The organism is Polymorphospora sp. A560 (genome assembly GCF_045781765.1).
Taxonomy (GTDB): domain Bacteria; phylum Actinomycetota; class Actinomycetes; order Mycobacteriales; family Micromonosporaceae; genus Polymorphospora; species Polymorphospora lycopeni.
Map to the genome: position 1 here is coordinate 7,811,805 of NZ_CP122282.1, position 22,366 is coordinate 7,834,170.

At 67.8% G+C, this 22,366-nt stretch carries 16 protein-coding genes; 7 read left to right on the forward strand and 9 right to left on the reverse strand.

What is annotated here, in order from left to right; translation table 11 throughout:
* The first annotated feature begins 17 nt into the window (after positions 1-17).
* Positions 18-1,247 carry a D-mannonate dehydratase ManD gene (gene manD / locus QCD66_RS35115; RefSeq protein WP_357534910.1) on the forward strand — a complete coding sequence of 410 codons (1,230 nt, stop codon included), beginning with the start codon at positions 18-20 and terminating at the stop codon, positions 1,245-1,247.
* The gene (locus QCD66_RS35120) at positions 1,237-1,809 is read left to right on the forward strand and encodes a gluconokinase (protein WP_357534912.1); all 573 of its coding nucleotides are present in this window, start codon (positions 1,237-1,239) and stop codon (positions 1,807-1,809) included. Before manD ends, QCD66_RS35120 begins: the two co-directional genes overlap by 11 nt.
* Before the next feature lie 73 nt (positions 1,810-1,882).
* Here QCD66_RS35120 and QCD66_RS35125 read toward each other — a convergent pair whose 3' ends face one another.
* From QCD66_RS35125 to QCD66_RS35140, 4 genes are all read right to left on the reverse strand, one after another.
* Complete coding sequence (locus QCD66_RS35125; protein WP_375733167.1) at positions 1,883-3,655, reverse strand: stealth family protein; 1,773 nt, start codon at positions 3,653-3,655, stop codon at positions 1,883-1,885.
* A gap of 31 nt (positions 3,656-3,686) precedes the next feature.
* A complete protein-coding gene (locus QCD66_RS35130; RefSeq protein ID WP_375733166.1) occupies positions 3,687-6,416 on the reverse strand; it encodes a CDP-glycerol glycerophosphotransferase family protein in 2,730 nt (909 codons plus the stop codon).
* Positions 6,417-6,477: 61 nt separating this feature from the next.
* Positions 6,478-8,295, reverse strand: coding sequence for a stealth family protein (locus tag QCD66_RS35135; RefSeq protein WP_375733165.1), 1,818 nt, complete (start codon positions 8,293-8,295; stop codon positions 6,478-6,480).
* 587 nt (positions 8,296-8,882) lie between these two features.
* The gene (locus QCD66_RS35140; protein ID WP_375733164.1) at positions 8,883-10,247 is read right to left on the reverse strand and encodes a protein kinase domain-containing protein; all 1,365 of its coding nucleotides are present in this window, start codon (positions 10,245-10,247) and stop codon (positions 8,883-8,885) included.
* Positions 10,248-10,563: 316 nt separating this feature from the next.
* Between QCD66_RS35140 and QCD66_RS35145 the strand changes: the two genes are divergently transcribed.
* Positions 10,564-11,163 carry an NAD(P)H-dependent oxidoreductase gene (locus QCD66_RS35145; RefSeq protein ID WP_375733163.1) on the forward strand — a complete coding sequence of 200 codons (600 nt, stop codon included), beginning with the start codon at positions 10,564-10,566 and terminating at the stop codon, positions 11,161-11,163.
* Positions 11,164-11,415: 252 nt separating this feature from the next.
* On the opposite strand, the gene QCD66_RS35150 is transcribed toward QCD66_RS35145, so the two are convergent.
* Genes QCD66_RS35150 through QCD66_RS35160 form a run of 3 tightly spaced genes read right to left on the reverse strand, consistent with a single transcriptional unit; the run spans position 11,416 to position 13,223 of the window.
* Positions 11,416-12,153, reverse strand: a complete 738-nt coding sequence (locus tag QCD66_RS35150; protein WP_375733162.1) for a DUF3618 domain-containing protein — start codon at positions 12,151-12,153, stop codon at positions 11,416-11,418.
* A 21-nt stretch (positions 12,154-12,174) separates the two neighbouring features.
* Positions 12,175-12,588, reverse strand: a complete 414-nt coding sequence (locus tag QCD66_RS35155; RefSeq protein ID WP_375733161.1) for a phage holin family protein — start codon at positions 12,586-12,588, stop codon at positions 12,175-12,177.
* Positions 12,585-13,223, reverse strand: coding sequence for a hypothetical protein (locus tag QCD66_RS35160; RefSeq protein WP_375733160.1), 639 nt, complete (start codon positions 13,221-13,223; stop codon positions 12,585-12,587). The genes QCD66_RS35155 and QCD66_RS35160 overlap by 4 nt, the downstream gene beginning before the upstream one ends.
* A gap of 283 nt (positions 13,224-13,506) precedes the next feature.
* On the opposite strand from QCD66_RS35160, the gene QCD66_RS35165 reads away from it, so the two are divergent.
* Positions 13,507-13,758, forward strand: coding sequence for a hypothetical protein (locus tag QCD66_RS35165; RefSeq protein WP_375733159.1), 252 nt, complete (start codon positions 13,507-13,509; stop codon positions 13,756-13,758).
* A 118-nt stretch (positions 13,759-13,876) separates the two neighbouring features.
* On the opposite strand, the gene QCD66_RS35170 is transcribed toward QCD66_RS35165, so the two are convergent.
* Positions 13,877-14,629 carry a PRC and DUF2382 domain-containing protein gene (locus QCD66_RS35170; RefSeq protein ID WP_375733158.1) on the reverse strand — a complete coding sequence of 251 codons (753 nt, stop codon included), beginning with the start codon at positions 14,627-14,629 and terminating at the stop codon, positions 13,877-13,879.
* Between the two features lie 721 nt (positions 14,630-15,350).
* Here QCD66_RS35170 and QCD66_RS35175 point away from each other — a divergent pair.
* Positions 15,351-16,397, forward strand: coding sequence for a fatty acid desaturase family protein (locus QCD66_RS35175; RefSeq protein ID WP_375733157.1), 1,047 nt, complete (start codon positions 15,351-15,353; stop codon positions 16,395-16,397).
* Positions 16,398-16,491: 94 nt separating this feature from the next.
* On the opposite strand, the gene QCD66_RS35180 is transcribed toward QCD66_RS35175, so the two are convergent.
* A complete protein-coding gene (locus QCD66_RS35180; RefSeq protein ID WP_375733202.1) occupies positions 16,492-17,988 on the reverse strand; it encodes an IS1634 family transposase in 1,497 nt (498 codons plus the stop codon).
* 1,844 nt (positions 17,989-19,832) lie between these two features.
* On the opposite strand from QCD66_RS35180, the gene QCD66_RS35185 reads away from it, so the two are divergent.
* Together QCD66_RS35185 and QCD66_RS35190 are read left to right on the forward strand one after the other, a co-directional pair.
* A complete protein-coding gene (locus QCD66_RS35185) occupies positions 19,833-20,036 on the forward strand; it encodes a cold-shock protein (RefSeq protein WP_088981566.1) in 204 nt (67 codons plus the stop codon).
* A gap of 1,080 nt (positions 20,037-21,116) precedes the next feature.
* The gene (locus QCD66_RS35190) at positions 21,117-22,298 is read left to right on the forward strand and encodes a hypothetical protein (RefSeq protein ID WP_375733156.1); all 1,182 of its coding nucleotides are present in this window, start codon (positions 21,117-21,119) and stop codon (positions 22,296-22,298) included.
* The last annotated feature ends 68 nt before the right edge of the window (positions 22,299-22,366 follow it).

A 22,366-nucleotide genomic window follows, 5' to 3' on the forward strand; every position in this document is an offset into this window, starting at 1 on the left:
CGAGAAAGGCACCTCTCGTGAAGATCGTCGCCGCCGACGTCATCGTCGCCAGCCCGGACCGCAACTTCGTGACATTGAAGATCACAACCGAGGACGGCATCACCGGGCTGGGCGACGGCACACTCAACGGGCGCGAACTCTCCGTCGCCTCGTACCTGCGGGACCACGTGGTGCCGCTGCTGCTCGGGCGGGACGCGCACAACATCGAGGACGCCTGGCAGTTCCTCTACCGCTCGGCGTACTGGCGGCGGGGGCCGGTCACGATGGCGGCCATCGCGGCGGTCGACGTCGCGCTGTGGGACATCAAGGCCAAGGCCGCCGGCATGCCGCTCTACCAACTGCTCGGCGGCGCCTCCCGCACCGGCGCCATGGCGTACGGCCACGCCTCCGGCCGCGACCTGCCGGAACTGTTCGACTCGATCCGCGCCCACCTCGACCTCGGTTTCCGGGCGATCCGGGTGCAGACCTCCGTGCCCGGCATCAACGCCGTGTACGGCGTCGCCGCCCAGCCCAGCATCGACGGCAAGCGCTACGACTACGAGCCGGCCCAGCGCATCCCGCTGCCGGCCGAGGAGGACTGGGACACCCGGGCGTACCTGCGGCACCTGCCCGGCGTGTTCGAGGCGGTCCGGAGCGAGTTCGGACCGGAACTGCCGCTGCTGCACGACGGCCACCACCGGATGACCCCGATCCAGGCCGCCAAGCTCGGCAAGGCCCTCGAGCCGTACGACCTGTTCTGGCTGGAGGACTGCACCCCGGCGGAGAACCAGGAGGCGCTGCGGCTGGTCCGCCACCACACCACCACGCCGCTCGCCATCGGCGAGGTCTTCAACACCGTCTGGGACTACCAGACCCTCATCCGGGAACAGCTGATCGACTACGTGCGGTCCGCGGTCACCCACACCGGTGGCATCACCGCGATGCGCAAACTGCTCGACTTCGCCGCCCAGTACCAAATCAAGTCGGGCATCCACGGCCCGACCGACATCTCGCCGGTCGGCATGGCCGCCGCGCTGCACCTCGACCTGGCCATCCACAACTTCGGTATCCAGGAGTACATGCGGCACGGCGAACTGACCAACCAGGTGTTCCGCCAGTCGTTCACCTTCACCGACGGCTACCTGCACCCCGGCACCCAGCCCGGCATCGGTGTCGAACTGGACGAGGAGGCCGCCGCGCGCTTCCCGTACCAGCCGGCGTACCTGCCGTTCAACCGGCTCAAGGACGGCACCGTCCATGACTGGTGACCTACCGCCGACCCGGCACGTCGTGGTGATGGGCGTGTCCGGTGCCGGAAAGACGACGGTCGCCCAGGGGGTGGCCGCGCTGACCGGGCTGACCTTCGCCGAGGCCGACGAGTTCCACTCCGAGGCCAACGTGACCCGGATGCGGGCCGGCGTACCGCTGGACGACGACGCCCGCTGGCCGTGGCTGCGCGCCCTGGCCGACTGGATGGCGGACCGCCACCGCGACGGCGTGTCGACCGTGTTGGCCTGCTCGGCGCTGCGGCGCACCTACCGCGACGTGCTGCGGCAGGGGCCGCCGGGCGTCGACTTCGTGCACCTGGACGGGCCGACCGAGGTCATCCGGGAGCGGATGTCGCTGCGTGCCGGCCACTACATGCCGGCAAGCCTGCTCGACTCGCAGACCGCGACCCTGGAGCCGCTCTGGCCGGACGAGGAGGGCGTCGTGCTCGACCTCCGGCTGTCCACACAGGAGCTGATCGACGCCGCCGTCGAACGGCTCGGCCTGCCGGTACGTGAGGTCCCGTCCACGGTGTCGGCGGTGGCACCCGAACGGCAGCCGTAGGGGCGGACGTGACCCGCGCGGGCGGCGGCCCGGCCGTATCGGTCGGGCCGCCGCACGGTTCCCGCATCGGTGCTCAGGCCTTCTCCCAGGGGCTGGGCACCGGGAAGTAGGTGTCCAGGAAGGGCGTCAGGATCTTGAGCTGCTGGGCCAGGTCCTCCTCTGTGGAGAACGCGTCGTTGAGGCAGAACACATGCCGGTCACGGTGGGCCAGCAGGTGCGCCAGCCGTGCGGGCGTGTCGGGGTGGGACAGCTCCGCGATGGTGTATTCGAGTTCGCCCGGCACCGCCCGCCCGGTGTGGAACGCGTAGTAGTGGTGCAGCGACGAGGCGATCGAGATGTCCGTCATGCTGCGGAAACGATTCGCCGCGGTCCGCTGGTGCTCGACCGGCAGGGTCTCCTCGATCTCGTACAGCACACTGCGCCGTAGCGCGTGGGGCATGTGCTTCATCTTCCGGGAGAGCACCGTGCCGAAACGCTCGGCGATCAGGGCGCGGTTGTTCTTGCCGGCCGCGGACGCGGGGATGTCGTCGGCGTTCGGGGGGCCCGGAGGCACCAGCGCCGGTGACGGGAAGAACCTGGAGATGCCGTTGGCCAGGAAGAAGTCCTGGGGCGACACGTCGGTGCCGAGGAAGACGTCGTCGTTGAAGTAGAGGAAGTGCTCGGAGAGCCCGTCGACGTGGTGCAGTTGGCTTTCGATCGCGTGCGAGTTGTACGTCGGAAGCACCGAAGGGTCGGCGAAGATCTCCTGGTGGCTGACCACCCGCAGGCCCGGAACGGACGGATCCAGCCAGCCGGGCACCTGGTCGTCGGTCACGAGATAGATGGTGCGTACCCATGGTGCGAACAGGTGCACCGACCGCAGCGAGTAGCGCAGTTCGTCCCGGCTGAGGAACCGGGCGGCACTCGCCGCCTCCGCGTGGTAGGGAACTCCGGCTGCCTCGGCACGGCGGCGCAGCCAGTCGGGGTCGGTGCCGTCGACCCAGGTGTAGACGATGTCGATCGGAAAGGTGACGTCGTCCGGCAGCCGACCGGCGAACTCCGGCCGGGTGCGGGCGGGGGCGGGGGCGGGGTCGGTCGCGGCCACCATGCCGGTGAAGAGGGACTCGGAGCCAGGCTCGATCGGCGCCGACGCCGCGACCCGCTGTGCCACGGGATTGCGTCGGGGTGCGACCAGTGCCTCATCCTGCCGGGTCCAGAACTCGACGTCGCAGCCGTACGCCTGGCCCAGCACCAGCCGTTGCCGTGGATCGGTCAGGTACCAGGTCAGCCGCAGCACCGTGGCGTCGGCCAGTCGCTCCCAGACCTTCGGATCGAACCCGGCGGCCGGAGGCTGCTCGCCGCTGGCCCGTGGGACCGTGACGTAACCGGGGGCCTGGCGGCAACGGTCTGCCAGCGCGGCATACACCCGGGCGCGGTCCGCGGCGTCGACGGCGACGACGGACGACCGGTCGGACCGGCCGCGGACGCGGAAGTACTCCACGCCCGCCTCCTCGAGCGCCGCCGTCACCGAAGCCAGGTTCGCCATCCGGGCACGCAAGGGCGTGGCGTCCGCGGCGACCTGGGCGATGCGGGGTGCGCGGTCCGCCGTGACCACCGCCCGGTCGCCGCCGGCGAGCAGTTCCGGATGCCGTCGGGCGAGCCGGTCGGCGTGCCGGCCCGCCATCTGGGTGTCCTGGGAGACCCTGGCGACCCACTGCTTCAGCTGGTGACGGGCCTGCGGGCTCACCTTCGTCGCGATGGCGCGCCGGGTCTGCGGGCTGAGCATCCGACGGTAGACGTTCACCAGGCCCGACGGCTCGGCCAGGGCCCGGGGGGTCTCGGGCGGGTTGGCGCTTCCGTCAGTCATCCGCGTCCTCCGATCCGGCCGGGCCGCCGGCTCACCGTTGCGGCCCCGGCAGCGCCGCGATCGCGGCGGCCACCCGCTGGCAGTTGTTGCGGTCCTGGACGGCGAAGAAGTCAGCCGCCCGGCGCGAGTACTTCTCCTCGCGAACGCACCGGTTCTCCAGGTAGCGGACGATCGCGTCGACGGTTTCCTCCGCCGTCTCGGCGACCGGGCCGAACCCGTCCTCCCGCGCGTCGAAGTAGCCCTTCTTGTAGCCGCCGATGGTGAAGAACTCCTCGGCGTCGAACTGTGTGTAGATCAGCGGAGTGCCGAGATACGCCACGTCGACCGCGGTGGAGGAGTAGTCGGTGATGAACAGGTCGCACTGGCGCAGCGCGTCCTGCACGGTGCGGGTCGTCTGGTCCGCCATCGCGAAACAGTCGTCGGCCGGTACGACGTCGGTCAGCAGCGAGCGCATCTCGTAGTGCGGAAGGAACTCCAGCACGTAGCCGTGCCCGCGCAGGGCCTGCCGCAGCCGCTCGCTGCCGAACAACTCCGACAGGAAGACCTGGTACGCGGATCCCTGGAACGCCACCCGGGGACGGGCCGCCTTGTTGTACGACGGGGTCACCAGATACGTGCGCCAGGTGGGCATGAAAAGAATGCGCCGGCGGCCCCGGTCGGGCACCAGAGCGTCGAACCGTGGCAGCCCGGTGGTCTTCACCAGGTCGCCGTAGTCGAGGTCCGTCGACACGTACTCCGCCTCACGATGGGCCGAGGTCACGAAGAGGTCGAAGGAGCCCCGGCCGCGGTGCAGACCGGCGCTGACGTCCTTCTCGATGACGCCGTGCTGGAGAAAGACCCGGGACGATCCGATCCGCCAGTTCAGGTGCTTCAGGAAGGGTGAGCGTTCCCATCGCGTCGGCAGCATGTAGGCGTCGATGTCGTACGAGTTGATCAGCTTCGTGGTGTGCAGCATCAGGAACTTGTGCCGGAACGAGTCGTAGGTGACGACATTGCCCAGGTCGCGCAGCCGATGACGGTCCGGACTGTCCTTCGTCAGCACGTAGTAGACGTTCCGCCTACGTTCCACCTGGCGCAGATGGCGGAACAGGTGCGACGAGTTGTCCTGGGCGGTGTCCTTACGCTCGCCGATCAGCCAGATGTCCCGCCGGCCCATCAGTGGAGCGGTGACCAGGCGGAGCAGGCGCTGCTTCCAGAACGGGGCCCGCGCGGCGATGTGCCGCAGGTCCTTGCGCACCATCATGTTCCGCCACTTGCGCCGTCCGGTCGGGCCGGCCTGACGCTGGACCAGCAGCGCCGCGTCCTCCCGCCCGGTGAAGGTGGGCAGGATCCTGGTGTCGCCCGCGACCTTGGTGTTCGCATCCCGCAGGAACGCGGCGGAGATCTGACACTGCCGGGACGCCTGCCCGGTCTCGCTCAGGAACACGAGTCGAAGGTTGTGCTGACCGTTGCGTAGCTGGCTCACGGGAATCTCCGCGGAGAATCCCCTCCACTCATGACTTTCGTCAGCGGCCTTCAGGTCGAGGCGTCGTTCCTGGACGACGGGCACCGTCAGGCCGCTGCCGCGCACCCGCAGCCCCAACGGCGTACGCATCGGTCCGCGCATCGGCAGCCCGTTGATCACGACATGTCCGGAGAGCTTGAGTACGTCCCCCGAGGGGGAAAGCCTCGCCTGCTCGAGACGGGCCGACACGGCGGTCACCCGGGTCAGCGGTAGCAGTGCCGGCGTGACGGGGTAGTCGAGGTACAGGTCACCACCGCAGGCGACGACTCCCCGCAGCCGCTCCCCGGGCCGGGCGAACAACTCGAAGTCATAGGACTTCACCGCCAGGTACGCCACCCGGTGCCGGGTGTCCAGCGTCCACCGGGCGATGAAGGAGGGATCGATGTCCTGGTAGATCCGGATGAGCTTCTCGAAAATCTTCCACAGGTCCGCGTCTTCGAACACCCCGTGTGCACGCATCGCGAAACCCTGGTAGCTGCGCACCAGGAACCGCTCCAGCACCTCGCGCCGGAACACGTCCAGTTCCGGACGGAGGCCCGCCAGGGTGTCACAGAGCTCCAGGTGGTCCCAGAAGTTCTGCTTCCGGACGAAGAGGTTGTCCATGATGGAGCTGGCCGCTTCCCGCTTGCGGTACTGGTAGACCACCTCGTCCACCAGGGCGATTCGCTCCGCCTTGAGCAGCATGGGAACCGCCAGGAAGGCGTCCTCGAAGTGCACTCCCTCCCGGAACCGCAGCCCGTGGGCGCGAAGCTGGGCGAGATCGTAGATCTTGTGGCACGGCCCGGCGTCGAAGATCAGATCCGGGGCGTCGACCACCGTCTCCAGGAGCCGGTCGCCCTTGCCGAAGGGCTTCTTCCACAGGAACGTGGTGGGCTTCGGGAAGGTGTCCATGTCGCCGACCGCGATGCTCGCCTTGTGCGTCACGATCGCCTTGAGCAGCACCTCGATGGCGCGCGGCGGCAGCAGGTCGTCCGAGTCGACGAACGCGACGTACGGGGTGTCGGCCATGTCCAGCGCCCGGTTCCGGGCTGCGCCCGGTCCGCTGTTCTCCTGCTGGACCGCGGTCACGTTCGGGTGCTCGGTGGCGAACTGCTTGGCCAGCAGATCGGAGCCGTCGGTGCTGCCGTCGTCGACCAGGATGACATGGCACTGGGCGAAGACGGTCTGCGCGGCGATCGAATCGAGCGTCTCGGGCAGGTAATCCGCGACGTTGTAGACCGGGACGATGATCGTGACCTGGCGGGCAGGGCTTACCACTCTGGGCTCCACTGAGAATGGGATACGAAATCGTGATACGGACCCGGGCGGGGTCCGTCGATCAGCCGTCCGGCTGCCGTAGGACCGCCGTGAAGGACCCGACCGTGTCGAGAGGGTTGTTCGGCAGGGTGGGCGCGTCGACGGGAGCGGCCCGCCGCTGGCCCGGGACAGCTCGGGACGACCTGCGCCACAGTTCGGTCGCGCCCACTTTCCGCCGCTCGGCCACCACGTCGTCGGGCAGTTCGAACGGCGCCGGGAAAGGCAGGTAGCGGGGGAGGAAGTGGGCGAGCATGCTCTCCTGCTGAGCCATCGCTCGAGAATCCGAATCCGTGTCGTTGAGGCAGAACACGTCCCGGTGCCGGCGGGACAGGAGTTCGGCGAGGCGGGCGGGTGTCGAGGGGTGGGCGAGATCGGCGTACTCGTATTCGATGTCGGCCGGAACCGCCTGCCCGGACAGGTACGCCCAGTACTGGTGCAGGGACGAGGGGATGGAGAGGTCCCCGTGGTGACGGAACCGGTGCCGGGCGGTTTCGGCCACCTCCGTCGGCAGCATCTGCTCGATCTGGTGCATGATGCTGCGCCGTAGCGCGAACGGCGTGTGCTTCATCTTCTGTGTGATGGTGACGCCGAACTGTCGCTGGATCTGGCGACGGTTGTTCTTGCCGGCGGCGTTCACCGGCAGGTCGGTGGACCTCGCCTCGCCCAGCCCGAACTGGGCCGGCGAGGGAAAGAACTTCGCGATCCCGTTGGCGTGGAAGAAGTGCGTCGGCAGCAGCGGACGCCCCAGGAAGACGTCGTCGTTGAGGTAGAGGAAGTGTTCGGCAAGGCCGTTGATGCGGTGCAGCCGGGACTCGATGGCATGCGAGTTGAACGACGACCGCCCGCCGAGATCGGCGAAGAGTTCGGCGTGCGAGACGACGGTGACCAGCGGGTGGTGTGGGTCCAGCCAGCTCGGCAGCTGGCTGTCGGTGATCAGGAAGATGCGCCGCAGCCAGGGAGCGAAGCTGTGCAGCGACCGCATCGAAAACCGCAGCTCGTCGCGGTTGTAGTAGCGCGACTCGTTCGCGGCCACCGGGTGCAGCGCCCCGTCGGGGGCGCCCAGGGCGGCCACCTTCCGCTTGAGCCACGCCGGGTCGGCCCCGTCGACCCAGGTGTAGACGGCGTCGATCGGGAAACCCACCCGGTCGAAGGCCCGGACGGCGAGGTCGCGGCGGGTGCCGTAGGTGTGATCGTCCGCCTCCGGCACGAAGTGGCTGAGCAGCGCCGCGGCGACCCGAACCGGCTCCGGCTCGGCGGGCGTCTCGTCGATCACCGCGTTGTGCCGGGGGGCCCGGACGACGTCGCCGTCACGCGTCCAGAACTCGATCTCGCAGGCGAACCGCGAGCCCAGCACCAGCTCCGCCCGGGCGTCGGTCACCGGGAACCACACCTCGAACACTTCGGTCGGCGCCAGGTCGGGCTGGTGCCGACCAGGCTGCACCTGCACCGTCCGGACGTGGGCGCCCGACAGCACGGGAGCGGAGCGGAGCATCCGGCCGACGGCGTCGCGCTTGTCGGCGAGGACCGCGACGGTGCTGCGCAGGTGATCGTCGTTGCGCAGGCAGTGGTAGCGGATGCCGGCCACGTCCAGAGCGGTCGTGACGGCCGTCAGGTTGCGGTGCCACATCTCCAGCGGGGTGGCCGCCGCGACGACCTCGGCCCGGGTCCGGACGCCGTCGTCGTCGACCGTCACCCGCGATCCGATCTGGTGGAGCTTGGCACTGCCGCGGGGGCTGACGATGGTGCCCACCAGGCTGATCCGTCGGTGCGCGGGAAGCATCTGGACCAGTCGGCGCCGCACCGGGGACGGCAGCATGCGGTAGACCCGCAGGGCGATCATGTGCCGCGTCCTCCACCTCGGACTGACGCACCGACGGCGAACACGGTCAGCGCCGGCCGGACCGGGCCGACTAACCAGCCGTCACGCGCAGTCACAGGTCTTGCCAGCGGACATCGCTGACCGTCCTTTCTCCACATCGCCGTTCGGCACCCCCGAACTCCTCAAAGGAGGCGCGACTCCACCGGCGGACGCGCTGTCCCTGCTCCGGCCGACCGTGACGGCATGGAACGGAGCATGACGATGTAAGGGGTGACGGTGGAGACCGTAGCAGTGCGTTCACCTCTGCGGCATCCCGCGTACACCAGATCACCCATCTGAACCCTGCCGATGTAGGCCGATTTGCGGTTGTCGCTCATTTCGCGCAATAGATCCCACCAGTTAGATGGATCAGTGATTGCCAGTTCGGCCGATGGACGCGGCCCCCTACACCGGTGTTCGAAGCGGCACACTCGACCACAGCCGTCACCCGTCGGGCCAGGGTTGCGACAACGACGGGCCGACCGGAACCGAACCCACCGCGCCGGCCGGAATCATTCCGGCCGCGCCGGGCGACCTTCGACATCAGGCGCGGCGCGGGGACACCGGCATCAGGGCACCCGGCCGGCCGGCGGTTCACCCACACCCATCGGGGTGGTCTGGGGGTCGGTCGGCGTCGGGGCCGTAGTCTCCGTCGGGCTGGATGTGGTCCCGCCGGTGGGCTGCGGATCCGTACTCCCCGTCGGCTCCGGCGACTCCGGGGCCGCCGACGGGCTCGGCTGTGGCGAGACCGGAGATGCGGTGGCCAACGGCAGCGGGCTGGAGGCGGAACCGGTGGGCCGGAAGGGCCGTCCCGAATTCGGTTGCTGCTCCTCCGCCGGCACCTCGGCACTCCCGCTCGGTACGGCGGCCGGCGCCGCCGTCGGTACGTTGACCGCCGGCGCATCGGCCTCACCCGTCGCACCGAGCGCCGCGCCGAGGCTCGCCAGCGCCACCAGAATCGCCGCGGCCGCGCCGATCAGGGCGCCACGGCGCCTCTTCCGCCCGGTCACAACCGGCGCGTCGGTGCGGGTGCCCGGCTTGGCGTCGCGCAACGCGGCCACGCCGGTGACGGGCACCACGGTGGCCGGCTCGGTTGGCTCCGGCGGGTCGGAGACGGCGACGCGGGCCGCCGCGGCCATCGCCTCCCCGCTGCTGAACCGGTCGGCCGGATCCTTGGCCAGGGCGCGGGAGACCAGCGCGCGGACCGCCTCCGGGATGTCGTGCGGCAGCTCCGGCGGCTCGTCGTCGAGGTGCCGAACAGCGACCTGGAGCGGACTGTCCCCGTTGAACGGCGGGCTGCCGGTGAGGCAGCAGTACGCCACCGCACCCAGGGCGTAGATGTCGGTGGCGCCGGAAACCGGGCGGCCAGCGGCCTGTTCGGGGGCCATGTAGAGAGCGGTGCCGGGCACCGCGTTCGCGTTGGTGACACTGGTGATGTTGGTCGAACGGGCGACCCCGAAGTCGACCAGCACGACCGAGCCGTCCTCCTGCACCAGCAGGTTGCTCGGCTTCACGTCCCGGTGCACGATGCCGTTGGTGTGCGCGGCGTGCAGAGCCTCCGCGACCTGGGCCACGATCGACATCGTCTCGGCCACGTCCAGCGCACCGAGCGCCTCGATCCGCTTCGACAGCGGCTGCCCGGTGACGAACTCCATGACCAGGTAGTCGGCCCGGACGCCGTCGGACAACTCGTCCTCACCGCAGTCATAGACCTGCACGATCCCGGGGTGCCGCAGCGCGGCCAGGATCCGCGCCTCGGCGCGGAACCGGGCGAGGAAGTCGGGGTCGGAAACCAGCGCGGGCAGCAGCACCTTGACCGCGACCGAACGGCGGAGGAGCAGGTCCGAGGCACGCCAGACGTCACCCATGCCGCCGGTGGCGACACGTTCGTCCAGGCGGTAGCGGACGCTGAGCACGACCTCCGGAGACAACACGGCAACACCGTATCGAGTCCGCCACCGGTGCCGCCGGCCCGGCAGTGGCCCGAAGCCGTGCGGCCGTGCGCCGGACCGTGAGCGGTACCGGCGGGTCGCCGGCGACCGGATCGATGAGTACGAAATTTGTCGGTCGATGGTGGTACAACGTCTGAGGCAGCGCCGTGCGCGATGGTGAGTGGCTGAAGCCGACCATTTTGGACATGAGCCCTGGTATCCAGGCGCCCAAGGGTCCCTCTCATCGGGCACGAGGCCACACCCACGGCGACGAGTTGCTGGCGGCGCTCGGCGTCGGCCATCCCGTGACAGGAGGTCCATGCACACCCTGATAGTTGCCACCCACCCCGACGAGACGTCCCTCACCCGTCACGTGGTCGATCGCTTGATCACAGGACTTGCGCCCCTGAGTACCGCCGTCGCCGACCTGACCGCCGAGAAGTTCGACCCGCGCTTCACCCTCGACGACCACCTCGCCTACAACGGGGCGCGCGGACTTCCAGCCGATGTCCTGGACGAACAGCAGCGACTCGCGCGTGCCCAGCATCTCGTAGTGGTCTTCCCGGTGTACTGGTGGTCCATGCCCGCCCAGCTCAAGGGATGGTTCGATCGCGTATTCGCCGATGGCTTCGCCTATAGCCGCAGCACCGGGGGAATCACCCCGGCTCTCCAGTGGCTGACCATGCACTTCGTGCCCATCGCCGCCACGAGAGCAGAACCCTTCGCCCGGCGCGGGTACGAATCGGCCCTGCGCACCCAACTGGAGCACGGCATCGTGGACTACTGCGGCGGCGTACGTGGAACCTTCGCACTGATCAACGACTCCCAGGGGACCGCACCCCTGGCGATGGCCGATGACGCCGTCAGGCAGGTCATCGACAAGATCCGAACAGACCCGCGTGCCCTGGGCGAGGCATGACCTTGCCGGGCACCTCAGCCGAAGCCTGACCGGGCGACGATCGGATACCGACAAAAAACCAATGACTACGTCCTGTCCACGCCGCGGACCTACGCGGGATGGCAGGCCGTCCAGAGCATGATCGAGGCAGCCGACGGCGGTGTCCTCCTGCCTGGGGCGCCGTCCGGATCCCTTCGGGCCTGTCGAGGTCGCCCCCGTCCGCCGTACCCGACCGAGGATGAGGTTCTTGAGCGAGTGCGGGATCCAGGAATCCTAGCGTTGGAGGTCGGTCCTGCTCTGTCGCATCTCGTCCTGAACGTGGTGGGCCGCCGCCGTGCCCTGTTCGCGTAGCGTCGAGGCGCCGTGTGTTGCTGCCCCCTTGACCGAGTCCGCTGCCTGCCGCGCCGGTTGACGCAGGTTGTCCTGCATCTGGTGCGCCATTCCGCCGACCTGCTGCTTGACCTGGTCCGCGTGCTCCGAAGCCTTGCGCTTCGCCTGACCCGCCACGCGCTGCTCCTGTTGGCTGGGCGGTATGAGCGACGAGACGAGGAGTCCGACGCCGAAGGCGATCAGGCCGGCGGCCAGCGGGCTGCCTTCCGTGCGGTGCAATGTCTCGTGAGGAACTCGTCGGGCTTGGGCCGCGGCCGAGGTTCCGGCGTGGGATGCCTTGCGTGCCAGGTTGGAGGCGACGTCGGACGCGTCGTGCGCGGCCTCGGCCCCCATGTCGGAGGCATGGTGCGCTGCACCGGAGAGACGGTGGGTGGCGTCCTGCGTCGCGCCCGAGACGCGGTGAGTTGCCTCGGAGGCTCGGTGGCTGACGGCGTCCTGGGCGTGGCTTGCGGTGCCCATCACCTTCTCCCTGATCTGGAGGAGTCGGCTGCGTGCCCGGTGTACCGGCTCCGACGCCACCCGTTTCGGATTGACCTTGTACGTGAGCGCGTCGACGTCGCTGCTCAGTTCGGCCCTGGTGGTTTCGATGTCCTGGCGAATTCGTTCCGGGTCATTGGACATGTCAATCCCTCTCTATCCTGATCAGCGGCCCCTGACCGCGTTCGGTATCTCCTGAGCGGTCTGTTTCGTGCGCGGCAGGGTCCGTATCGTTTTCATCCGGCTGCGGGCTCGGGTGAGCAGGACGCTCCCGATCAGCGCCCAGATCACCGCGACGATCAGCGCGGCCCACCCCTGGTCCATGACATTGGAAAGGCCCCACCACAGCGCGCAGGACAGGAAGAGCAGGGCCAGCAGTCCCGCCAGCGCCGCTCCGCCGAACATCGCCCCGACCGTGCCTGCCGAGCGTGCTTCCTCGCGGAGTTCGGCCTTGGCCAGTTCGGCCTCCTGCCGCAGTAACGTCGAGAAGTCCCGGCTGACCTCACCGAGCAGTTCACCGACGGACGCTCCGGGCCGCTCGGCGGTGTGGCTGGAACCCTGTCGAGCCGCGTCGCTCATCGGCCCGCCTCCCCGCCGCCGCCACCCGTGATCGTCGATGCCCTCCCGGTCGCCCTCGGTCGCGCGTGTGGTTCCTCCGTCTGCTGCCGGGCGGCCAGCTGGTGGTCCGGGGAGGGTTGCTGACCGGTGGCGTCGACGCCGGAGGTGAGTGCCCGACCGGCCCGGCCTACAAGCAGCCCGGCCACTGCGGCACCGGCGAGAAAGACGGCCGGGTGTCGTCGTGCGTATTCGCGTACCTCCTGCACCAGAGCGCCGGGCGCACGCTCCTCCAGCCAGCTCGCGGCCTGGTTGGCGGCATCGGCTCCCCGGCGGACCACCTCGCTGGCCATGCCGTCCTGCTCGCTGCTGTCCGCCATTGACTCGAGCTGTGTACCGAGCGTCCGGAGTCCTCCCGCGGCCCGCTTCTGTTGCTGTTCCGCCTGCTCCCGCATCTGCGCGGTAGCTTCCCGGGCAAGGTTGCGTGTCTGCCGTCGGGTCTCGGCGGCGACCTGCTTGCCCTGCCCGGCTGCCTGCTGGGCGACCTGGGTCCCGGCGCGCGCCGCCTCCTGGCCAACCTGGGTCGCCTCGTCCTGGGCCTGGTGGTACTTCCGGGCCGCCGGACCGGCCGGGGATCCCGAACCACTTCGCGTCGTCATTCAAACTCCTTCTCACCGGTTCCGTTAAAGACGTTGCCCTGGCGGACGGCAGCGTCTACCCGAACGCGGCGGAGACATTCACCGGAGGTGCCAGAACTGGGCACAAGCGACAAGAAGGGCAGGAGGGGCAGGAGGGGGCGAGTGTGGCTAGATCTCGTTCCCGGGCGGGCACCTGCCGCTTCACTCGCCGAAATAACATGAGTTTCTCGATATTCTGACCCGACACATGAGGCGACCTGAACAATGGGGCAGAGACAGTTATTTCCAAGGGGGTCGATGCTGTATGGCGCGTAAGGAATCCAGATGGCAACTCCTGGCCGCCTCCTTCGCGACAGGAGCCGCTTTCGGTGCCGCGGGAACTGCCCTGGCGCGGCGTCTCATCATGCGAGATTCGATAGATTCCGAAGACGCCAGCGACTGGGCCGAGGGCGTCAATCCTGGCAACGATCTCGATGCCAAGCGGCCTGAACTCGCCAGGTCGATCCCCGCCGTGGACGGCGGCGGCACTTCAGCAACATCACCAGTCAACCTGTAAGCTTCGGGCATTCGTTGCGATCGAATAACAGGGCATGGCTTGACGTTCGGATGGCGGTCAACTGTCGGCCGAGCTTTCACGTTCTTGAGGGGCTTCTGCCCCCTCAAGAACGTCCGGATCAACCGTTCCGTGGTTGACCGCCGCGGTCCGGGAAGTCTGCCTCGATCTTCTCTCGGCGTACCGGTTCATCGATCGACCGATCTTCGGTAACGTCATCCTCGGTCATGCGTACCCGTTCGACGGGGACTCGTTCCTTCCCGACGACTGGCTGCTCCGCGTAGAGGTCGATTTCACGCGTCGCGTCGCCGATGTCGGGACGTTCGTTGCCGACGTTGTCGGCGGTGATCGACTCGTGGTCCAGTCGCACTTCGTCGTGCGTAACCGGGACGGTCGTGTGCACGTTCTCCGTTACGACGTACTTCCGCAGCCGTGCCGCGCCAGCGGGCTCGCGGCTCTTGCCCACGTGCAGGCGTTCCTCCGACCGGGTCAGTTGCTCCTGGCGTCCCTGAGCGTGGCGGGCCGGTGCGGAAGCACCCTTGGCCGGTGGAGTTTGTTCGAGGTTGTAGTACGTGTAGAGATCGTCGATCTCTGGATCGCTGAGCGGCTCGTTGGCGCCCGCCTCGACGTGCGGGGCGTTCTTGATCATGTCCTTGTCGTAGGGCACGACCAGATGATCCTGCTGCATGCGCGCGGGCTCGAGCGGGACCATCGACTCACGCTTACCGAAGAGCCCGGTCTTCACGCTGACCCAGTTCGGCTCGCCGGTTCGGTCCATCCAGATCTGGCCGACAGTTCCGATCTTCTTTCCGGACCCGTCCTCCACAGGCCGCCCCTGCAGCATGCTGAGCTGGTTCTGAGTCATCCGCATCATGGACCCCTCCTTCGTCGGTCCGCGTGGGATACCCGGACGGCGTCTGGGTCACTCGTCAGCCCTCCGAACGGATCGGGCATCCGATCGGAGGCGCCGGACAGGCGGGTCTGCCGGCACCAGGGCGCACCTTCAACGCGCCCCGATACTCCTTCCGACCACGCCAACATGACATACACAACGGCTCGGAAGGTTCCGAGCGGCTGGGGTCGGTTGCTCCTCTATCCACCCGTTCACGGAAGAGTGATGGGTTTCGCCAGTCGAGGGCTGATAAATCACGTCGATCCGCCGAGATCCGCAGCCGCGCCTCTGAAATCCGGAACGGGTTAGGGATGTCAGGTAGCCGTTTGCCGTCGTGGGTGGCAGGACATGGGTAAGACTGGACGCGACAGGCAGCCGGCGCGGATCCCGGATCGTCATCCGCCGCGCAACGCCATCGAAGGGGTAATATCGTGAATTCGAAATCAATCACTCAACGGGTCAAGGGCATGTTCAACGGCTCGTCCTGCCCAAAAGGAGGACAACGCCGATCGGCGCAGACTGGTGTACGACAGAAACTACAGCAGTTTTCGGCGCAACTGACCGGACGGGCTTCCCGCAAGCGGTAACACGCTCGTCGTCGACTGACGAAGATATGACGGAAATCAGCTGGAGAAAAGCGTCCAACTCGTTATCCTGAACCGGCCTAGGCTGACGGGGGCGGTGAACACCAAGGAGCGGCGAGGTGAGCGACACGGACTTCGGTGCGACCAAAGGACGTGGCAGTGAGTTTGCGGAGTTGTCCCGGCTTGTCCGGCGGGCCGGCCTGCTCGACCGGCGGCCCGCCTACTACACAATTCGCATGGGAGTGGTTACCGCGTCCTTCGTCGGCGCGGCCGTAGTGTTCGTTCGACTCGGCGAATCCTGGTGGCAGATCGTAGTGGCCGCCGTCTTCGCGGTGATCCTGACTCAGGCGGCGTTCATCGGCCATGACGCCGGGCATCGCCAGATCTTTCGCTCACGTCGCGGTAACGACGTGGTCGGCCTCGTATTTGGTGATTTCCTCACCGGCCTCAGCTACGGATGGTGGGTGGACAAGCACAACCGGCATCACGCGCATCCGAATACGGAGGGCCACGATCCGGACATAGTCGTGGCCCCATTGTCGTTCACTACCCGCCAGGCCACCGCACGCAGGGGTCTTGGTGCGTTGTTCGTCCGCCATCAGGCAAAACTGTTTTTTCCGCTCTTGCTGCTGGAGGGTGCACACCTCCACGTCAACAGCATCAAGACAGTGCTTGGTAGCGGTCGACTCCAATACCGCCTGACCGAGGCTGCGCTGCTCACCCTCAATCTGGCTATCTACGTGACGGCTGTCCTCCTGGTGCTGAGCCCCGCACAGGCCATCGTTTTCACCCTGGTGAATCAGGGGCTATTCGGGCTGTATCTGGGCTGCTCCTTCGCCCCCAACCACAAGGGGATGCCGATCCTCACCGAGGACGATGACCTCGACTACCTACGCCGGCAGGTCCTCACCTCTCGCAACGTACGGGGCGGCTGGCTCATCGACGTTGCGCTCGGTGGCCTCAACTACCAGATCGAACACCATCTGTTCCCCAGCATGCCACGACCGAACCTCCCCAAGGCAAAACCGATGGTTCGACGATTCTGCGCCGACCGCGGCCTCGCCTACCACGAGACCACACTGATCCGCTCCTGGGCTCAGGCCATGGGGCACCTCGATGCGGTGGGTGCCGGGCGGAGTTCACCACCCCTTGCCAGATCTTCTTGACCCTCAACAGTTCGCGCCACAGATGCACCACGTTCCCCACACGGCCGGGCACCGCTACCCGTCGCTCCCACGAGTGGACCCGACTTGGCTCACGTTAGTGCGCACGTCGGGTGGTTCGGGTGATGGCTTCGAGGGCGTCACGGAGGTCGTCGGGTAGGGGGTCGGCGGCGGTGATGGTGTGGGTGCCGAACTGGATCTCGATGGTGCGGTAGCGGCGGGTGGTGCGGACGAATTTCTTGATCGACCAGCCGGTCCGGTCTTCGATCCAGCGGCTGACCGCGAGGGCGGCGAACACGATCGTGAGGTGGGCTTCGATTGATTCGCGCTGGTGGTGGTAGATCGGTCGGGCTTGCAGGTCGTGTTTGGACATCCGGAACGACTTTTCGATCTGGAACAGCCGGTGGTAGGCGTCGATCACGAACTCGGCCGTCACGGGGGTGCCGTCGGGGCAGGCGGCGAGGTTGGTGACGTACCCCTTCAGACCGGCCACGGCCCGGGCCCTGGCCTCCAGTGCCCGGTTGACCGTGCGGGTGCCGCCGGAGAGCTGGACGAACCGGTTGCGCTTGACCGTGGTCTTCCCGGCGACGGCTTTCTCGGCCTTGGCGACCTGCTCGTCGATGCCGCGTAGGGTCCGCCGGGCCCGGTCGGCCCTGTACTGGTAGTAGATGACGTGGTCCCGCCGCCGGTCGGCCGGCCCGGCGGGCCAGGGCTGGGTGAAGATCTGCCCGTCGTTGATGTCCTGGTCGGGGTGGGCCTCGCGCCAGGCGGCGACGACGTAGGGGACCTCGGGGATCCGGGCTCCGAGGATGAACGACAACCCGGCTTCCTCGATCGCTTTCTGGTTCGCCGCTGACACCATGCCCGCGTCGGCCACGATCGTCACGTCGGGCAGTTGGTGGGCGGCCATGAACGCGCGGATCGTCGGCAGCATCGTGGTCGTCTCGGCCTTGTTGCCCTCGAACGCGTTGACCATCAACGGGAATCCGGTCGCGTCGGTCAGCAGACCGATCGTGATCTGCGGTTCCAGGCGGCGTTCCTTGGAGAACCCGGGTTCGCGGAACCCGTCGCCGGTGTCGGTCTCGAAGTACAGCGTCGACACGTCGTAGAGCACCAGGCTGGCCGGGCCCAAACCAGCGTGCGTGGCGCAGGCCGCAGCCAGCCGCTGTCGCCACGACTCCTGCGAGAACACGGGTAGGCGACGTTTGATGGTCGCGTACGACGGCGCCCGCACGCCCGTCTCCTCGAGGACCCGTAGGCTGTCGAGCTTGCTGGTCGGCTCGATGATCCGGGCCAACACGAGCTGCCGGAACACGTCGTCCCCACCCGCCGCCCGCGCGAACCCGAGCACCTCATAGGCGTGCGTGAGGGCGTCCCACAGGTGCCCCATCCGCGCGGATGTGATCGGCAACGGATCACCCGCGCTGCGCTGGCCAACCTCAGTGCGCTCCAGCCCCAGGTCCAGCTCGCCCTGCCCCGCGGCCAGACGCTGCCGGGCGACCGCCCGCAAGACCTCCAGCCCGGCCTCGTCGTGCGCCGACCCGATGTGCTCGATATCCCGCGACCCGCGCCGTGAGGAGTAGACGATCTGCACCGCCCTCGCGCCTGACGCGGTCCTCACCGTGCGCACATACGGGGACATCAGCCCACCCTACGACCCGGGATTAGTGCGCAGATCCGCCGCCGACGAGCCAAGAACCCGCTGATCAGCGCGAAGAGCCCGCTCGGGAACCATGATCGTGAGCCAAGTCAGGTCCAGGATGGCCGGGGCTCCGTCGGCGGGTCGCGGTCCGTGGGTGGTTGCGGTAGGCCATCCCGCCTGTCATCGACGTGGGCAAGCCGAGCAGACCACCGCCCGGCCCTCCAGCGTCCGAACCTGGAGAAAGGTCCGCTTGACGTGGTGGGCCGGCCGGTGGCCCGCTCCCCAGGATGGCGGGTCGACGACAGACGGGTTAGTAGTAGAAATTCGCGCATCGGAGGGCACTTTAAGATGCCGCTCGACCTATGTGCGGTATCGTTAGGCGAATCCTGATAGCGGACCTTCAGCGTTAGACCTTAGGTGGCTAGCACCAACTTGCCAGGGTTGGGCTTATGTAGATCTGCCTCACGTTTCCAGGATTGAAAAGGTTATGAATGGCGTCGAGATCTACTACGTCCCAGTTGCAGAAGTTCGTCCTCGAACCGTCGGCGAATCCCACGTAGCCGGACCAAGCGTTCGCACGGAGGTCCCACCCTCTAGAGTTGAGGGAGTAGGTGCCGCTGCAATTCTGCCACCAAGAAGTGATAGCGCCCCCGCTCCCAATGTATCGGTACTGGAGGGAGTTGTCCTGACATCCGGCATGCGCCGGTCCGGCGACGCCGAAAACCCCTGCCCCAATGGCCACAATTACCGTAGTGGCGACGGAAATAAACCGTCTTCTCAAATTCATTCTTTCCCCGTCCTTCATGTGCGAGAGGTACCGATAGGTAACCGCACTATCTAATTGAGAGGAGCGAGGGCCCGCATGCAGCGGCTGCTCCCCGACCCCTCAGTGGCATACATCGAAGGTAGCAAATCTTCACGTAAGGGGCAACGGCCTGTTCTCGGCGAAGACCCTCGCCCACGTGTCGGAGGTGCCGAGCCAGCAGAGCAGTGGGGCGAGTTGGCGGGACAGTTCGTTGGCCACCCTGGGGACGGGGTGCGGCGCGCTTCCTGACGGCGAAACAGCGGAGCTCGCCCGGTGTCCCGCGTCTCTGAGCGTGCCCAGCAAAGCGGCGTGGGTGCGGCATTGTGTGTGCGACGGTTCTTGGCGCGTGCCGGTCTGGTGTTGGTGATCGTTTGGGGCGGCACCTTGCCGATGGGGGGCATGCGAAGGCCCTCCCGGTGATCTCTTTGGCCGGACGTCCCGGGAGGGCCGTGTAGCGCACGGAGGCGCTGTGCTCACGGTAGGGGTGAACCCGGTTGAGGTCGAGACGGGTCTGGTATCGGGCGCCTTGATGTGTCCGGCTTGTGGGGGTTCGTTGAGTCCGTGGGGATGGGCTCGGGTCCGAGCGTTGCGGAGCTTGGCGGGGCCGGTGGTGGTGCGCCCACGGCGGACGCGGTGCTCGTCGTGCCGGGTGTCGCATGTGCTGCTGCCGGTGTTCGCGCTGGTGCGGCGGGCTGATCTGGTGGAGGTGATCGGGGCGGCGCTATCGGCGAAGGCGGCCGGTTCGGGGGCGCGCACGATCGCGGCTGGACTGGGCCGGCCCGTTGAGACGGTGCGGGGCTGGTTGCGGACGTTCGCTGGTCGCGCGGAGGCGCTGCGGGCGTGGTTCACGAGACTGCACGTGGATACCGGGGTCGATCCGGTGCCGCCGGCGGCGATGCTCACGCCGTTCGCCGACGCCGTCGCGGCGGTGCTCGGGGCGGTCGTCGCGGCGCGGTCGCTGCGGCCTCTAACAGCTTGCGAAGGAGCAGACATGGCTACAGGTACCGTGAAGTGGTTCAACGGCGACAAGGGCTTCGGTTTCATCACCCAGGACGGCGGCGGCGCCGACGTCTTCGCCCACTTCTCCGCGATCTCGGCGAGCGGCTTCCGCAGCCTCGATGAGAACCAGCGGGTGGAGTTCGACATCACCCAGGGCCAGAAGGGCCTGCAGGCGGAAAACATCCGCTCGCTCTGATCCACAACTTCGCGAACGGCGGCCCGACTGGTTCAGCGGGCCGCCGTTCGGCGTTCCCCCGCCTCCAAGGTCTTCGGATCCACCAAGACGGAGCCGCCATCCGCCGGATCGGGCCGGACACAAGGGATGCTCGTCGCACGAGCACCATCCGAGCACCCAAACGTCCACGAGGGACAAAGCACCGAAGGCGTCTGACCTGTGTTTCCGCAGGTCAGACGCCTTGTGATCTTGTGCGCCCGAAGGGACTCGAACCCCTAACCTTCTGATCCGTAGTCGACGGCCCAGCTCATCTACTCATCCAAATAACACTCTATCAGAGTCGGTCCGAATGTCTACCCATCCGTCCCGGACAGTCCCGCTGGATACACGCAGGTTTCCGTGGCATGCACCGGGACTGGCCCCCGACGTTCCTCGCCGTACTCGGCGTTGGCAGCCTGCTTTCCGGTCGGGTCCCTGGGGGTCCGTATCAGTTGTTCGACGTTCGAGCACCACCCGAGCATCACGTCCAGCGGTCGGGCAGCAGCGCTGTCTCAGCGCTACGCGGCTGGGCACCTCCAGGTGTACCCGACACTCAACAGTCGTAGGCGGTGCGTATGGCCGTCGCCGAGTTCCGTCACCTGCCTTCCGATGGCGAATTCGTCCGGTCAGCCCCTGCTCCTACCAGCCGGGCCAGGTGATCGCTGGGCCGATCAAGCAGCGGTGGCGCTTGCCGGCGACGGTCATCGACCACCCGACGTCCCGCCGTCGGGCATCCACGGCGGCTGGATCTCAATGGCGAAGGACCTCGCGGATTGCTACGAACAGGCCTGCTGCGGTACCAACTCCGACAGCCCACGCTGTGCTGTGGGCGGCCAGTACTCCGGCAGCCGTGGCACCTGCCGCCGCGACGATCATGGTCCAGTTCCGTGGGCCGACCGGCCCGGGCGTTGACGAGCTGCGTGTACTGGTCATGGAACTTCACTCCTTTGTGGCAAGAGGCCGAGCGCCTCGGGCACCACAAGCAGACCAACTCGCAGCGGACCGGTCCTCGACAAGCTCGCGGGGCTCCAACGCCGACGCCGGCCGGTAGGGTCGTAGGCCATGGTTCGTAGACAAGCCAGCGTCGCCGATACCGCCTTGATCGCCGCCGCCAGCGAGCGGGGAGCGGCGCCTACAGCCACTCAGCTCGAACGGTGGCGTGCCGCGGGCCTGCTACCGCGCAACGAGCAGCGCGGCGCGGGACGGGGCCGGGGAAGCGTCTCCACCACCCCGCCCGAGTCAATTGATCTGGTGATGTGGCTCAGCGCCCACGCCCGCCCGGGCCGCCGACCCGGCGACCTCGCGTTGGAGGCGTTCGGGGCCGGCCTGCCGGTCCCGGAGCCGACCGTGCGCAGGGCGTTCCGTGCCGCGGCAACCGGCTCCCGACTGGACGCCCTGCTGGAACCGGGGGACGTCACCGACCGCAGCGAGTGGATCGCCGGCGTCGCACAGGAGCTCGCCGCCGAGCACAGCGGTAGGAGCGTGCTGCTGCCCCAGCGCATCCGCGATATCGATGCCCGCATCGCCGCTGCCGCTATCCCCTTCGCCATGCCCGAGGTGGCTCCGTTCGACAAGGGCACCTACGATACCGAGCCGTACACCAGCCGCAACTTTCTCACCACGGCCGTCTCCGCCGTCCTAGGCGGAACCAGTGAGCTGTCCGAGGGTGACCTGGCGGCAGTCGCGCGAGCGATGGCTCCGCCCGGTGCGGCCGTACCGGTAGCGTCCATGCTCGAGTACCCCGACGATGACCCTCAGCTCGCCCACATCAACGACGGCCACGGCCTGACGCTGCTGCCGACCGGCGATGCCCGCGTCGATCTGGATCGGATCGTGACCGAGGCGTCCCTGACACAACTGCGGGCCGCCTGGCAAGCGGTCGACGACATGCGGCGGTGGGCGGTGTCGTTGTGCGACACCGTAGAGGCCGAACTCGACGGGCTGGCCGCCGGCAAGCCCCTGTCGGAGTGTGCGGCCCTACAACAGTGGTTCCTTGGCATCATACTCGGCCTGAACAGGGTTTTGCTACGTCAGGCCCTGCTCGAGCCGGCGCCGCCCGCAAGTGCCCGAGCGAGTACCGCGGTGATGCTGCTGTCCCTGGCCACCGGGATATGCCGCTTGCGGGTGATGGTGCCCGATGGCCGGTTCGAGTTACTCCCGGTTCTGCTGCCGCCGTTCCTGTACGAGCTGACCGAACTCGTGGCTGCCGACCTGCCCGCCAGTCTCCGCGCAAACCCGGCTTGACCTGCCCAGCCGCCTGACACCTCCGCAGCCAACGAGAGCCCGACCTGCGCCTGGCCATCAGGCATGAA

Coding starts and splice junctions, on each gene's coding strand:
- QCD66_RS35120 (WP_357534912.1), top strand. CDS start 1,237: ATGACTGGTGACCTACCGCCGACCCGGCACGTCGTGGTGATGGGCGTG.
- QCD66_RS35125 (WP_375733167.1), bottom strand. CDS start 3,655: ATGACTGACGGAAGCGCCAACCCGCCCGAGACCCCCCGGGCCCTGGCC.
- QCD66_RS35135 (WP_375733165.1), bottom strand. CDS start 8,295: ATGATCGCCCTGCGGGTCTACCGCATGCTGCCGTCCCCGGTGCGGCGC.
- QCD66_RS35145 (WP_375733163.1), top strand. CDS start 10,564: ATGCACACCCTGATAGTTGCCACCCACCCCGACGAGACGTCCCTCACC.
- QCD66_RS35150 (WP_375733162.1), bottom strand. CDS start 12,153: ATGTCCAATGACCCGGAACGAATTCGCCAGGACATCGAAACCACCAGG.
- QCD66_RS35155 (WP_375733161.1), bottom strand. CDS start 12,588: ATGAGCGACGCGGCTCGACAGGGTTCCAGCCACACCGCCGAGCGGCCC.
- QCD66_RS35160 (WP_375733160.1), bottom strand. CDS start 13,223: ATGACGACGCGAAGTGGTTCGGGATCCCCGGCCGGTCCGGCGGCCCGG.
- QCD66_RS35165 (WP_375733159.1), top strand. CDS start 13,507: ATGGCGCGTAAGGAATCCAGATGGCAACTCCTGGCCGCCTCCTTCGCG.
- QCD66_RS35170 (WP_375733158.1), bottom strand. CDS start 14,629: ATGATGCGGATGACTCAGAACCAGCTCAGCATGCTGCAGGGGCGGCCT.
- QCD66_RS35185 (WP_088981566.1), top strand. CDS start 19,833: ATGGCTACAGGTACCGTGAAGTGGTTCAACGGCGACAAGGGCTTCGGT.
- QCD66_RS35190 (WP_375733156.1), top strand. CDS start 21,117: ATGGTTCGTAGACAAGCCAGCGTCGCCGATACCGCCTTGATCGCCGCC.